The organism is Isoptericola sediminis (assembly GCF_013085345.1).
GTDB classification, from domain to species: domain Bacteria; phylum Actinomycetota; class Actinomycetes; order Actinomycetales; family Cellulomonadaceae; genus Isoptericola; species Isoptericola sediminis.
Window position 1 is genome coordinate 1 of record NZ_JABFAJ010000021.1, and the last position, 13182, is coordinate 13182.

Annotated in this window: 13 protein-coding genes; 1 reads left to right on the plus strand and 12 read right to left on the minus strand. The window is 73.7% G+C overall.

Going from position 1 to position 13182, the window contains the following annotated elements:
* Positions 1-273 precede the first annotated feature (273 nt).
* The 12 genes from tyrS to HLI28_RS11455 all read right to left on the minus strand — a co-directional run bounded on the left by tyrS (position 274) and on the right by HLI28_RS11455 (position 12159).
* Positions 274-1533 (minus strand): tyrosine--tRNA ligase, encoded by a 1260-nt coding sequence (gene tyrS, locus HLI28_RS11400; RefSeq protein ID WP_171247688.1) that lies wholly within the window; start codon positions 1531-1533, stop codon positions 274-276.
* Between the two features lie 120 nt (positions 1534-1653).
* Positions 1654-2325 carry a DNA-3-methyladenine glycosylase gene (locus HLI28_RS11405; protein ID WP_171247689.1) on the minus strand — a complete coding sequence of 224 codons (672 nt, stop codon included), beginning with the start codon at positions 2323-2325 and terminating at the stop codon, positions 1654-1656.
* Entirely contained in the window at positions 2322-2942 is a 621-nt protein-coding gene (locus tag HLI28_RS11410; protein WP_171247690.1) for a (d)CMP kinase, read from the minus strand. Before HLI28_RS11410 ends, HLI28_RS11405 begins: the two co-directional genes overlap by 4 nt.
* Entirely contained in the window at positions 2943-4391 is a 1449-nt protein-coding gene (gene argH / locus HLI28_RS11415) for an argininosuccinate lyase (RefSeq protein WP_343035804.1), read from the minus strand.
* A complete protein-coding gene (locus HLI28_RS11420) occupies positions 4388-5617 on the minus strand; it encodes an argininosuccinate synthase (protein WP_171247691.1) in 1230 nt (409 codons plus the stop codon). Before HLI28_RS11420 ends, argH begins: the two co-directional genes overlap by 4 nt.
* A gap of 46 nt (positions 5618-5663) precedes the next feature.
* Positions 5664-6197 carry an arginine repressor gene (locus HLI28_RS11425; RefSeq protein ID WP_171247692.1) on the minus strand — a complete coding sequence of 178 codons (534 nt, stop codon included), beginning with the start codon at positions 6195-6197 and terminating at the stop codon, positions 5664-5666.
* Positions 6194-7126: an ornithine carbamoyltransferase gene (gene argF, locus HLI28_RS11430; RefSeq protein WP_171247693.1), complete on the minus strand. Its 933-nt coding sequence runs from the start codon at positions 7124-7126 to the stop codon at positions 6194-6196. The genes HLI28_RS11425 and argF overlap by 4 nt, the downstream gene beginning before the upstream one ends.
* 1 nt (position 7127) lies before the next feature.
* On the minus strand, positions 7128-8381 hold the full coding sequence (locus HLI28_RS11435; protein WP_171247694.1) for an acetylornithine transaminase: 1254 nt from the start codon (positions 8379-8381) through the stop codon (positions 7128-7130).
* A complete protein-coding gene (gene argB / locus HLI28_RS11440) occupies positions 8378-9319 on the minus strand; it encodes an acetylglutamate kinase (RefSeq protein ID WP_171247695.1) in 942 nt (313 codons plus the stop codon). The genes HLI28_RS11435 and argB overlap by 4 nt, the downstream gene beginning before the upstream one ends.
* Entirely contained in the window at positions 9316-10506 is a 1191-nt protein-coding gene (argJ, locus tag HLI28_RS11445; RefSeq protein WP_171247696.1) for a bifunctional glutamate N-acetyltransferase/amino-acid acetyltransferase ArgJ, read from the minus strand. Before argJ ends, argB begins: the two co-directional genes overlap by 4 nt.
* Positions 10503-11579 carry an N-acetyl-gamma-glutamyl-phosphate reductase gene (argC, locus tag HLI28_RS11450; protein WP_171247697.1) on the minus strand — a complete coding sequence of 359 codons (1077 nt, stop codon included), beginning with the start codon at positions 11577-11579 and terminating at the stop codon, positions 10503-10505. Before argC ends, argJ begins: the two co-directional genes overlap by 4 nt.
* 37 nt (positions 11580-11616) lie before the next feature.
* The gene (locus HLI28_RS11455; RefSeq protein WP_171247698.1) at positions 11617-12159 is read right to left on the minus strand and encodes a GNAT family N-acetyltransferase; all 543 of its coding nucleotides are present in this window, start codon (positions 12157-12159) and stop codon (positions 11617-11619) included.
* Positions 12160-12195: 36 nt separating this feature from the next.
* Here HLI28_RS11455 and HLI28_RS11460 point away from each other — a divergent pair, with 36 nt between their 5' ends.
* Positions 12196-13179: a quinone oxidoreductase family protein gene (locus HLI28_RS11460; protein WP_171247699.1), complete on the plus strand. Its 984-nt coding sequence runs from the start codon at positions 12196-12198 to the stop codon at positions 13177-13179.
* Positions 13180-13182 lie beyond the last annotated feature (3 nt).

Here is a 13182-nt window from a genome sequence, read left to right on the forward strand (position 1 = left end):
ACCCCGTCCGGGGCAACCCTTCAACCTTACCCGAACCGATCCGCCCCGTCAAACTCGATCTCAGAGATCCGAGCGGTGGGACCGACCGTCTCGAGCTGATCGGGCACATAACTGTACCTGATCCGAGAGGTCTGTGGGAAGTCCGCTCAGCGAGACCGGCCACCGTTCCGGATCGTGCCGGTCTGGTGTCCGTCGCTCCCTGCCGGGCGAACGACCAGAACATTACACACCCTCTGACCCGCACGACAAATGCGCAGGTCAGAGGGTGTTTCGTCAGTCGACGACGGCAACGGCGAGGGTCTTCTTGCCGCGCCGCAGCACGGCATAGCGCCCGTGGAGCAGCCGCTCCGCCGCGAGGACGTCCTCGTCGTCCGAGACCTTGACGTTGTTGACGTAGGCACCGCCGTCGGCGATCGCCCGCCGGCCGGCAGCCTTCGACGGCACCAGACCGCTGTCCACGAACGCGTCGAGGACGCTGGCGCCCGGCCGGACGACGGCGCGCGGCAGCTCGGCCGTCGCGGCGCCGAGCGTGCCGGCGTCCAGCTCGGTCAGCTCGCCCCGCCCGAACAGGGCCTGACTGGCGGCGATGACGGCGTCGGTCGCCTCCTGGCCGTGCACGAGCGTCGTCACGTCGTTCGCGAGGGTGCGCTGAGCGACCCGGGCGAAGGGGCGCTCGGCGACCTCCCGCTCGAGCTCCTCGATCTCCGCGCGGCTGCGGAAGGTGAAGATCTTCAGGAAGCGGACGACGTCGGCGTCGGACTGGTTCAGCCAGAACTGGTAGAAGGCGTACGGGCTCATGAGCTCGGGGTCGAGCCAGACCGCGCCGCCCTCCGTCTTGCCGAACTTGGTCCCGTCGGCCTTGGTGATCAGCGGCGTGGTCATGGCGTGCACCGCGACACCCTCGGTACGCCGGATCAGCTCGACACCCGACAGCAGGTTGCCCCACTGGTCGTTGCCACCCGTCTGCAGGGTGCAGTCGTAGCGCCGGTACAGCTCACGGAAGTCGATCCCCTGGAGGATCTGGTAGCTGAACTCCGTGAACGACAGCCCTTCGTCGCTGCGCAGACGCCGCGCGACGGTGTCCTTGGCCAGCATCGTGCCGAGCCGGTAGTGCTTGCCGACGTCCCGCAGGAAGTCGATCGCCGACAGCCCGGACGTCCAATCGAGGTTGTTCACGACGCGGGCGGGGTTGTCCCCCGTCAGGTCGAGGAACCGGGACACCTGTGCGCGGATCTTCTCGGTCCACTCCGCGACGGTCTCCTTGGTGTTGAGGACCCGCTCCCCGGACTCGCGCGGGTCCCCGATCATCCCGGTGGCGCCGCCCACGAGCGCGATGGCGCGGTGACCCGCGAGCTGCAGGTGCCGCAGCAGGATCAGCTGGACCAGGTGGCCGTGGTGCAGGCTCGGCGCGGTGGGGTCGAACCCGCAGTAGTACGTGACCGGCCCCTTCGAGAGTGCCTCGCGCAGCGCGGCCTCGTCGGTGGACTGCGCCACCAGGCCTCGCCAGTGCAGCTCGTCGAGAACGTCGGTCACCGTGGTGCTCCTTCAGATCAGCAGAGACGGCCCGGGCGGGCCGACCCCCCTAGTGTGCCCGACGTCCGCGGGCGTCTCCGAGGAGCTGTCCCGGCGGAGGGCTGCCGGAGGGTCAGGGGGTCACCGCACCCGCCCGGCCACCGGGCGGTAGGCGGAGACGGTCGGCTCGTCGACCAGCCAGGACCGCCAGCCGAACCGCGCAGGATCGGCCCCCTCGCCGCTCACCCCGACGCGCGGACCGGTCGCGACGGTCCGCGGCAACGGGTCCACCGGCAGCTGGACGACGACCGTCCCCGACGGTTCGGTGACGTCGCGGGCGTCGTCCTGCAGGTCGAGCGCCATCGCGACCGCGAGCCGCGCCGGTCCACGGGCGATCTGACGGGCTGAGTCGCACCGGCCGGCGGCCTCGCGCCGTCCCTGCGCCAGCGGCTGTCCCTCGACGACCTCGCCGGCCCGGACGAGCACCGCGGCCGCCTCGCCGACGGGTCCGCACACGATGTTGACGCAGTGGTGCAGGCCGAGGTGCCGGTAGACGTACAACCGGCCCGGGCGTCCGAACATCGACCGGTTGCGCGCCGTCGGCCCCCGGAAGGCGTGCGACGCCGGGTCGTCGGCGCCGCCGTAGGCCTCGACCTCGGTGATGCGCAGCGTCACGTCGCCGTCGGGGTGCCGGCGCACGAGATAGGCGCCGAGCAGGTCGCGAGCCACGTCGTGGACGCTGCGGGCGTACCAGGACGTCCCGGGGACCTGCCACGGTACCGCGGCGGCCTGCTCGTGCGTCGAGCTGCTCATGACGCCTCCTTCGCCCGGGCGGGTCCGCGCAGCCGCCCGACACCGTCGAGACGCACGTCGGCCCGCTCGCGCGTCTGCTCAGCAGCGTAGTGCGCGGCCTCGTCGCGCATCCACCGCACCCAGTGTCCCCGCTGCCCCTCGCCGTCGCGCTCGAGGCCCCGGCGCAGGCGTTCGTCGTCGTCCGCCTCGACCCAGACGCGCAGCGCGGCCCACGGGTCGACACCGCGGGCGGCGGCCCCGCACCCCTCGATGACGAGGACGGGCGCCGGGGGCACCGTGTGGCTCTCGGCCCAGGTGCCCTCGATCCAGTCGTACCGGCGGTACTTCCCCGGCCCGCCCGCGGCGAGCGGGGCCAGCACGAGGTCGGCCAGTCGCCGGGCCCCCCCGTCGGGCCCGTCCTGCCATCCCTCGTAGAGGTCGTCCATGTGCACCACCTGGGCGTCGAGCTCGACGGCGAGCTGGACGGCGAGGGTCGACTTGCCGGACCCGGCCGGCCCGTCGACGCACACGAGCCGGGTGCGGCGCCACGCGGTCGGCGCACCCGGTCCGGGCAACCGGGGCGCCGCGGCGTGGACGCTATGCACCAGCACGGCGAGCACGTCCGGGGTGACGGTCACTCAGCCCTCGGCCCAGAAGCGGAACTCGGTGGCTCGTTCCTTGGCCGCGTCGAGCTGCTCGGCCACCCGCGCCGGCGCGGTCCCGCCCACCGCGTCACGGGAACCGACGGAGCCCGCCACCGAGAGCACCTCGCGCACGGCAGGGGTCAGGTGCTCCGAGATGGCGGACAGGTCGTCGTGGGACAGGTCCCACAGCTCGATGTCGCGGTCCTCGCACACCCGCACGCAGGTCCCGGCGACCTCGTGCGCGACGCGGAAGGGCACGCCCTGGCGCACGAGCCACTCGGCGACGTCCGTCGCCAGCGAGAAGCCCTGCGGGGCGAGCTCGGCCATCCGGGCGGTGTCGAACGTCAGGGTCCGCACCATCCCGGCGAAGGCCGGCAGCAGCACCGTGAGCGTGCTCACCTGGTCGAAGACCGGCTCCTTGTCCTCCTGCAGGTCGCGGTTGTACGCCAGCGGCAGGCCCTTGAGCGTCGTGAGCAGGCCCGTGAGGTCGCCGACGAGCCGCCCCGACTTGCCGCGCGCCAGCTCGGCGATGTCCGGGTTCTTCTTCTGCGGCATGATGCTCGACCCCGTCGACCAGGCGTCGTCCAGGCGGACGAACCCGAACTCCTTGGTGTTCCACAGGATGATCTCCTCGGAGATCCGGGAGAGGTCGATACCGATCATCGCCGCGACGAACGCGAACTCGGCCACGACGTCCCGCGCCGCGGTCCCGTCGATGGAGTTCTCCACGGGGCCGTCGAACCCGAGCCCCTCGGCCACCGCCGCCGGGTCGAGACCCAGGGAGGAGCCCGCGAGCGCCCCGGAGCCGTACGGCGACCGGGCCGCCCGCACGTCCCAGTCGATGAGCCGGTCGACGTCGCGCAGCAGCGGCCAGGCGTGCGCGAGCAGCTGGTGCGCCAGCAGCACCGGCTGGGCGTGCTGCAGATGGGTCCGTCCCGGCATGACGGCCTCGCCGGCCGCCTCGGCCTGCGTGATGAGCTCGTCGACGACGGTCACGACCTGCTCGGCGATGACGCGGGCGTGGTCGCGCAGGTACATGCGCACCTGGGTGGCGACCTGGTCGTTGCGCGACCGTCCGGCGCGCAGCTTGCCGCCCAGCTCGTCGCCGGCCCGCTCGAGCAGACCCCGTTCCATCGCGGTGTGCACGTCCTCGTCCTCGGGTGCCGCCACGAACGCGCCGGAGGCGACGTCCTCGGACAGCCGGCCGAGCGCCTCGTGCATGGCGGTCAGCTCGTCGTCGGTGAGCAGACGCGCCGCGTGCAGCACCTGGGCATGGGCGCGCGACCCCCGGATGTCGTACTGGGCCAGCGCCCAGTCGAAGTCGGTCGACTTGCTCAGCCGTGCCAGCTCGGGAGCGGGGCCGCCGGCGAACCGGCCGCCCCACAGAGCGACCGGCCCGTCGCTCGGGACGCCGTCGGGCAGGCTGTCGTCGTTCCTCGTCACAGCGTCCCCGTCCCGAGGTCCGGGCCGTTGCCGAACCGCTCGTCGCGGGCGGCGGCCTGCTTGGCGGCCAGCCCGTAGATCTCGATGAAGCCCTTGGCGTGCGACTGGTCGAACGCGTCGCCCTCGTCGTAGGTGGCGAGGTTGAAGTCGTACAGCGACGCCTCCGAGCGGCGTCCCGTGACGGTGGCCCGTCCGCCGTGCAGCACCAGGCGGATGTCGCCGGAGACGTACTTCTGGGTGTCGGCCACGAAGGTGTCCAGGCTCTTCTTCAGCGGGGAGAACCACATGCCGTCGTAGACGAGCTCGGTCCAGCGCTGCTCCACCCCCTTCTTGAAGCGGGCCTGCTCCCGCTCGAGGGTGACGTTCTCCAGCTCCTGGTGGGCCGCGATGAGAGCCATGGCGCCCGGCGCCTCGTAGACCTCGCGGGACTTGATGCCCACGAGGCGGTCCTCGACGATGTCGATGCGACCCACCCCCTGGGCGCCGGCCCGGCGGTTCATCTCCTCGATGGCCTGCAGCGGCGTGACGGCCACGCCGTCGAGCGCCACCGGCACACCGTGCTCGAACGTGACGACGACCTCGTCGGCCACCGGCGGGAACGTCGGATCGTCGGTGTAGGAGTAGACGTCCTTGGTGGGCTCGTTCCAAATGTCCTCGAGGAACCCCGTCTCGACGGCGCGACCCCAGACGTTCTGGTCGATCGAGAACGGGTTGTTCTTCGTCGTCGCGATCGGCAGGTCGTGCTTCTCGGCGTAGTCGATCGCCTTCTCGCGGGTCAGGGCGAGATCCCGGACGGGGGCGATCGAGGTCAGCTCCGGCGCCAGCGACGTGGTGGCCACCTCGAAGCGGACCTGGTCGTTGCCCTTGCCGGTGCAGCCGTGGGCGACGGTGGTCGCGCCGAACTGCCGGGCGGCGCGCACCAGGTGCTTGACGATGACCGGACGGGAGATCGCCGAGACCAGCGGGTAGCGGTCGAGGTAGAGGCCGTTGGCCTGCAGGGCGGGCATGCAGTACTCGTTCGCGAACTCGTCGCGGGCATCGGCGACGTAGGCCTCCACCGCGCCGCAGTCGAGCGCGCGCTTGCGGATGACCTCGAGGTCCTCGCCGCCCTGGCCCACGTCCACGGCGACGGCGACGACCTCGGCCCCGGTGGCCTCGGCGATCCAGCCGATGGCCACGGAGGTGTCCAGGCCGCCCGAGTAGGCGAGCACGACGCGATCAGTCATGAGGGTCTTCTTCCTTGCGTTGCGGTCGTTGTCGAGTCTGGCAGGCTCAGGCGTCCTGGGGCGCCGTGAGCTCGAGGAACCGGCGGGCGAGCTCGTCGCCGCCGGCGGGGTCGCGGCCGATCACGAGGATCGTGTCGTCCCCGGCGATGCAGCCGAGGACCCCCGGGAGGACGGAGTGGTCGATGGCCGAGGCGAGGTAGTTGGCGGCGCCCGGCGGGGTGCGCAGCACCACCTGGTTGCCGGACGACTCGGCGGAGACCAGCAGGTCGGCGCAGAGCCGGGCCAGCCGCGCCGCGAGGTAACCACCGTCGTGGCCGTCCACGCCGGCGGCCCGCACGCTGCGGTCGCCGCCCTCCCCCGGGACGGCGTAGACGAGGGCGCCGGACGCGCTGCGGACCTTCTCGGCCCGTAGCTCGATGAGGTCGCGCGAGAGCGTCCCCTGGGTGACCGACCGCCCCTCGCCGGCCAGCTCGCGGGCGAGCTCTGCCTGGGAGTGGATCGCGGTGCGCTGCAGGATCTCGGTGATGCGGGCGTGGCGGGCCGCCTTGGTGGTGGGCGCGTGGCCGGGCGAGGTGGTCATCGGTCCTCCAGCAGGAAGGTCAGCACGGCCTTCTGGACATGGCGGCGGTTCTCGGCCTCGTCCCACACCTTCGACCGGGGTCCGTCGATCACCTCGGCGGCGACCTCCTTGCCACGGTAGGCGGGCAGGCAGTGCAGGAAGATCGCGTCGGGGGCGGCCGAGTCCATCAGCTCCGGCGTCACCTGGTACGGCAGGAGGTCGGTGGCCCGCCGGGCCGCGGAGGCCTCGGAGCCCATGGAGACCCAGGTGTCGGTGACGACGACGTCGGCGCCGGTGACGGCGGACGTCGCGTCGGTCGTCACCGTGACGGACCCGCCCGTGGTGGCGGCGATCTCCTCGGCGCGGCGCACCACGTCGTCGTCCGGCAGGTACCCCTCGGGGCCGGCCACGCGGACGTGCAGCCCGGCCGTCGCCCCGCCCACCAGGTACGAGGCGCCCATGTTGTTCGCGGCGTCGCCGACGTAGGCGAGCCGCTGGCCCGCCAGTGCGTCCAGGCCGCCGCGGTGCTGGGCGACCGTGAGCAGGTCCGCCAGGATCTGGCACGGGTGGAACTGGTCGGTCAGCGCGTTGACGACCGGCACCTGTGCGACGGCCGCCATCTCCTCGATCCGCTCCTGGCCGAAGGTCCGCCACACGATCGCCGAGACCTGCCGTTCCAGCACGCGCGTGACGTCCGCGACGGACTCCCGCTCGCCGACCTGTGCGAGCCGTCCGTCGACGACCATCGGGAAGCCCCCGAGCTCGGCGACCCCCGCGGAGAACGACGTCTGCGTGCGCAGGGTGGGCTTGTCGAACAGCAGGGCGACGCTCTGCGGGCCGGCGAGCGGCGCGCGTGCGTACGGCGACTCGCGCAGGTCGAGCGCGAGCCGCAGCACCTCGCGCTGCTCGGCGGGCGACAGGTCGTCGTCGCGCAGGAAGTGGCGGGGCATCTCAGCCCTCCTTCGGGGGCTCGGGCACGGCGACCTCGGCGAAGAACCGTGCGGCGTCCAGGGCCTGGTCCGTGGTGAGGATCAGCGGCGGGGCGAGGCGGACGGCGTCCGGGGCGACGGGGTTGACGATGAACCCGGCCTCGAGCGCGGCCGTTGCCACCTGCGCGGCCACGGGCCGGGTGAGCTCGACGGCCAGCAGCAGCCCGCGTCCTCGCACGCCGGCGACGAGCGGGTTGCCGGCGGTCGTGATCGCACGGCGCAGGGTCTCGCCGACCTGCCGCACGTGCGCCAGCAGCCGGTCTCGCTCGACGACGCCGATCGTGGCCAGCGCCGCCGCGGCCGCGACGGGGTTGCCGCCGAACGTCGTGCCGTGCTGGCCACGGCCGAGCAGCGTGGCGGCACGCTCGCCGTAGGCGATGACCGCGCCGATCGGGAACCCGCCGCCCAGACCCTTGGCGAGCGTGACGACGTCGGGCACGACGCCGCCGCCGATCTCCGGCTGCTGGTAGGCGAACCAGGACCCGGTGCGCCCCACGCCCGTCTGGACCTCGTCGAGCACGAGCAGCGCACCGGCGTCGTCGGTCAGCCGGCGGGCGAGGGCCAGGTATCCGGCGGGCAGCTCGCGCACCCCGGCCTCGCCCTGCACCGGTTCGACCACCAGCGCGGCGACCTCGCCGCGTGCGGACACGGCGGCCGGCGAGAACGCCTCCTCCAGCGCCGTGGTGTCCCCGAACGGCACGTGCTCCACGCCACCGGGCAGCGGCTCGAAGGGCTCGCGGTAGGCCGGCTTGTGGGTCAGGGCGAGCGCCCCCACGGTCCGGCCGTGGAAGCCGCCCTCCAGGGCGACGATCCGGGGGCGACCGGTGCGCCGGGCCATCTTGAACGCCGCCTCGTTGGCCTCGGTCCCGGAGTTGGCGAAGAAGACCCTGGACCCCGACGGTGCCTCGGCGAGCGCCAGCAACCGCTCGGCGAGCGTGATCTGCGCCGGCGTGCCGAAGAAGTTCGACACGTGACCGAGGGTCCCCATCTGGGCACTGACGGCGGCCGTCAGCGTCGGGTGGGCGTGCCCGAGGGAGTTGACGGCGATCCCGGCCAGCAGGTCGAGGTAGCGCTTGCCGTCGGCGTCCCACACGTAGGCGCCCTCGCCCCGCACGAGGATCCGCTGCGGCGGACCGAACGTGTCCATCACCGCACCGGAGTAGGCGTTCTGCCACTCCTGGGTGGTCAGGTCGCGGCGCGCGGACATCTCGCTCATCCCTCCTCCCCCGTCGGGTTCGGGACGACCATGGTGCCGTTGCCGCGTGCGGTGAAGACCTCGAGCAGCACGGAGTGGGGCTGGCGACCGTCGATGACCGAGGCGCGCGGCACACCGCCCTGCACCGCCCGCAGGCAGGCCTCCATCTTCGGGACCATGCCGGCGCTGAGCGTGGGCAGCAGGTCGTGCAGGTCGCCGGCGGTGATCTCCTCGACGAGCGAGCCGCGGTCCGGCCAGTCGGTGTACAGCCCCTCGACGTCGGTCAGCACGATGAGCTTCTTGGCCCCCAGCGCCACCGCGAGCGCCGAGGCCGCGGTGTCGGCGTTGACGTTCAGCACCTGGGTGGGGTCGTCGACGTCGGGGGCGACGGTGGACACCACCGGGATGCGTCCGGCGTCGAGCAGGTCCTGCACGGCGCCGGGGTTGACGCGGACGACGTCGCCGACGAGGCCGACGTCGACCGGGGACCCGTCCACGGTGGCGTGCCGCCGGACGGCGCCGAACAGCCCGGCGTCCTCCCCGGACAGCCCGACGGCCCGCGGGGCGTGCGCGTTGAGCAGGCCCACGAGCTCGCGCTGGACCTGACCGGTCAGCACCATGCGCACGACGTCCATGGCCTCCGGCGTGGTCACCCGCAGGCCGCCGCGGAACTCGGAGCGGATGCCGACCCGCTCGAGCATCGTGGAGATCTGCGGTCCGCCGCCGTGCACGACGACGGGGTGCAGACCGACCTGGCGCAGGAACACCATGTCCTGGGCGAAGGCGGCCTTGAGCTCGCCGTCGACCATGGCGTTGCCGCCGTACTTGACCACGACGAGGGCGCCGGCGAACTCCTGCAGCCAGGGCAGCGCCTCGATGAGCACCTCGGCCTTCTGGTCCGGGCGCAGGTCGGTCCGGGTGTCGAAACGGAGCTCGGGGTCGGTCACGGGGTCGCTCATGAGGAGTAGGCGCTGTTCTCGTGGACGTAGTCGTGGGTGAGGTCGTTGGTCCAGACCGTCGCGGCCGCGGTACCGGCGTGCAGGTCGATCTCGACGTGCACCTCCCGGTCGGCGGCGAGGTCGACGAGCTCGCGCGGCTCGCCGACGCCCTGGGCCCGGCACACCTGGACGCCGTTGACCGTCACGTCGAGGGTCAGCGGGTCGTAGGGCGCGACGTCCTCGGGCACCGTGCCGACGGCGGCGACGATCCGTCCCCAGTTGGGGTCGTTGCCGAAGATCGCGGTCTTGACCAGGTTGGACCGGGTCACCGCCCGGGCGACCGCCACGGCGGCCTCCTCCGTGGTCGCGTTGAGCACGGACACGGCGATGTCGTGCGCGGCGCCCTCGGCGTCGCCGACGAGCTGGCGGGACAGGTCGGCGCAGACGGCGGTGACGGCCTCGGTCAGCGCCTGCGCGGTGACCTCGACGCCCGAGGCGCCGGAGGCGAGCAGGATCACGGTGTCGTTGGTGGACTGGCACCCGTCGGAGTCGACGCGGTCGAACGTCGAGCGGGTGGCGGCGCGCAGGGCCGCGTCCGCGGTGGCGGGGTCCACGACGGCGTCCGTGGTGACCACCGAGAGCATGGTGGCGAGCGCGGGGGCGAGCATGCCCGCTCCCTTGGCCATGCCGCCCACGCTCCAGCCCTCGCGGTCGGCCACGGCCGTCTTGGCGACGGTGTCGGTGGTCATGATGGCGTGCGCGGCGTCGTCCCCGCCGTCGGCGGCGAGCCCGGCGGCGGCGGCGTCGATCCCGCCCAGCAGCGCGGGCATGTCGAGCCGGACGCCGATCAGACCTGTCGAGCACACCAGCACGTCCCCCGCCCCGACCTCGTCCTCCGGCGTGGCGGCCGTGGCGGACAGCACGCTCGCGACGTGCTCGGCCGTGCGGTGGGTGTCGGCGAAGCCCTCGGGACCGGTGCAGGCGTTGGCGCCGCCGGAGTTCAGGACCACGGCACGCGCGGCCCCGTCGGAGATCGCCTGCCGGGTCCACAGCACGGGAGCGGCCTGCACGCGGTTGCCGGTGAGCACGGCCGCCGCCGTGCGCGACGGGCCGTCGTTGACGACGAGGGCGACGTCGCGCCCACCGGAGGCTTTCAGGCCGCCCGCGACCCCGGCCGCGCGGAAGCCCTGGGGGGTGGTGACGGTCACGGGGCGACTCCTTCGGTGACGAGGCCGGCGGTCTCGGGCAGGCCGAGGGCGACGTTCATCGCCTGGACGGCCTGCCCGGCGGTGCCCTTGACGAGGTTGTCGATCGCGGTGACCGTGACGACTCGGCCGGCCGCCTCGTCGAGCGCGACCTGGACCAGGGCCGTGTTGCTGCCGATCGTCGCGGCGGTGGACGGCCACTGGCCCGCCGGCAGCAGCTCGACGAACGGCTCGTGGGCGTACGCGGCCTCCCAGACGGCGCGCAGCTCGTCCGCGTCGGCGTGCCGGCCCGGGGCGAACCGGGCGGTGGCGGTGGCGAGGATGCCCCGCGACATCGGCACGAGCGTCGGGGTGAAGCTGATCGTCACTGCGTGCGCCCCGGCGGTGCGCAGGTTCTGCGTGATCTCGGGGATGTGCCGGTGGGTGCCGCCGACGGCGTACGGGGACGCGGCCCCGAGGCCCTCGGCCGCGAGCAGGTGCGGCTTGAGCGCCTTGCCGGCCCCCGAGAAGCCGTTGGCGAGCACGGCCACGAGGTCGGTCGGGTCGAGCAGCCCCGCGGCGACGCCCGGCTGCAGACCGAGGGTCACGGCCGTGACGTTGCACCCCGGGACGGCGATGCGCCGGGCGCCGACGAGCCGGTCGCGCTGGGTGCCGCCGTCGGCGACGACGAGCTCGGGCAGGCCGTAGGGCCAGGTCCCGGCGTGCTCGGACCCGTAGTAGGCGCGCCAGTCGGCGGCCGAGGCGAGGCGGTGGTCGGCTCCCAGGTCGAGGACGAGCACGTCGTCGGGCAGCTGCGCGGCGATCTCGCCGGAGGCCCCGTGCGGCAGTCCGAGGACGACGACGTCGTGCCCGGCGAGCGCCTCGGCGGTCGTCGGTGCGAGGACGCGGTCGGCCAGCGACCGCAGGTGGGGCTGCAGCGCGCCGAGCCGGCTGCCGGCGTTGGCGTGGGCGGTGAGCGCGCCGATCTCGAGGGACGGGTGCTGCGCGGCGAGGCGCAGGAACTCGCCACCGGCGTACCCGGAGGCGCCCGCGACGGCGACGCGCAGCCGGGCCGGGGTCGAGGGGGTGCTGACCATGGCGCCACTATACATACCTATGCATGCGGCACGGAAACTATTCCGAATGCTGGTCCAGCGCCCGGTACATCACGTGCAGGCCGACGTACCCGTGGGCCGGGCTGCGGAAGGCCCCGGGCACCGTGCCCACGATGTCCCACCCGAGCGACCGCCACAACCGCACGGCGGCCGTGTTGGACTCCACGACCGCGTTGAACTGGATGCCGCGGTACCCCTCGGCGCGGTGCCAGGCGACCACGTGCTCGGCCAGGGCCCGCGCCACGCCCCGGCCGCGCGCCTCCGGCGCCACCATGAACGCGGCGGTGCCGACGTGGTCGCCGTGACCGGGCTTGTTCGGCCCCATGCGCGCCGTGCCGAGGACGACACCGTCCGACTCGGCGAGCACCGTCGCGGCCGGCGGCTCCGCCAGCCACAACTCCTTCGCCTGCTCGCTCGTGAGGTCGGTGGGGTAGGTGTACGTCTCCCCCTCGCGCACGACCGGCTCGACGACCCGCCACAGGGCGGGCCAGTCGGCCGGCCGGGCCGCCCGGATCGTGGGGGGCGCTCCAGGGGACGCCGCACGGGTGCTCACGGACCACATCGTCACACGACACCCGGGAGGCCGTAGTCTCGTCGCATGCGTGCAGTGGTGGCCCGCGCCGCGGGTGGTCCCGAGGTCCTGGAGTCCGTCGACCTGCCCGACCCCGAGCCCGGGCCCGGCCGGCTGCTGGTCCGCGTCGAGGCGGCCGGCGTCAACTTCATCGACACCTACCGCCGGGCCGGCGTCTACCCGATGGAGTACCCGCACGTCGTGGGGGTCGAGGGCGCCGGGGTCGTCGTGGAGGTCGGCGCGGAGGTCCGGGGGTTCGCCCCCGGCGACCGGGTCGCCTGGCACGACGCCGCCGGCTCGTACGCCGAGCTCGCGCTCGTGCCGGCCGCCGGCGCCGTGCGCGTGCCCGACGCGCTGGACCTCGAGACGGCCGCCGCGCTCCCCCTGCAAGGGATGACCGCCCACTACCTGGTCGCCTCCACCTTCGAGGTCGGCCCCGGCCACGACGTGCTGCTGCACGCCGGGGCGGGCGGCGTCGGGCTGCTCGCGACCCAGCTCGCCACGGCCCGCGGCGGACGGGTGGTCACCACCGTCTCGTCGCCCGAGAAGGCGGCGCTGTCGCGCGAGGCCGGGGCGGCGCACACGATCGACTACGCCGCGATGGACGACCTCACCGCCGAGCTGCCCGCCGCGGTGCGGCGACTCACCGACGGCGCGGGTGTGCACGTCGTGTACGACGGTGTGGGCCGCGCGACCTTCGACGCCTCGCTGGACTCGCTGCGCCCCCGCGGCACGCTCGTGCTGTTCGGCGGCGCGTCCGGCCAGGTGCCACCGTTCGACCCGCAGCGGCTCAACACCGGCGGCTCGCTGTATCTCACCCGCCCGACCCTCGCCCACTACACCGCCACCCGCTCCGAGATCGAGTGGCGCGCGGGCGAGGTCCTGGGACTCGCCGCCGACGGCGACCTCGACGTCCGCGTGGGCGCCGCCTACCCGCTCGCCGAGGCCGCGGCCGCGCACACCGCGCTCGAGGGCCGGGCCACGACCGGGAAGGTGCTGCTCCTGCCCTGACGA

What these genes read in the sequence shown, in the direction of transcription:
- HLI28_RS11420 (WP_171247691.1), bottom strand. Translation starts at nt 5,617, where the DNA reads ATGACTGATCGCGTCGTGCTCGCCTACTCGGGCGGCCTGGACACCTCC.
- HLI28_RS11405 (WP_171247689.1), bottom strand. Translation starts at nt 2,325, where the DNA reads ATGAGCAGCTCGACGCACGAGCAGGCCGCCGCGGTACCGTGGCAGGTC.
- argB (WP_171247695.1), bottom strand. Translation starts at nt 9,319, where the DNA reads ATGAGCGACCCCGTGACCGACCCCGAGCTCCGTTTCGACACCCGGACC.
- argC (WP_171247697.1), bottom strand. Translation starts at nt 11,579, where the DNA reads ATGGTCAGCACCCCCTCGACCCCGGCCCGGCTGCGCGTCGCCGTCGCG.
- HLI28_RS11455 (WP_171247698.1), bottom strand. Translation starts at nt 12,159, where the DNA reads ATGTGGTCCGTGAGCACCCGTGCGGCGTCCCCTGGAGCGCCCCCCACG.
- HLI28_RS11435 (WP_171247694.1), bottom strand. Translation starts at nt 8,381, where the DNA reads ATGAGCGAGATGTCCGCGCGCCGCGACCTGACCACCCAGGAGTGGCAG.
- HLI28_RS11425 (WP_171247692.1), bottom strand. Translation starts at nt 6,197, where the DNA reads ATGACCACCTCGCCCGGCCACGCGCCCACCACCAAGGCGGCCCGCCAC.
- argF (WP_171247693.1), bottom strand. Translation starts at nt 7,126, where the DNA reads ATGCCCCGCCACTTCCTGCGCGACGACGACCTGTCGCCCGCCGAGCAG.
- HLI28_RS11460 (WP_171247699.1), top strand. Translation starts at nt 12,196, where the DNA reads ATGCGTGCAGTGGTGGCCCGCGCCGCGGGTGGTCCCGAGGTCCTGGAG.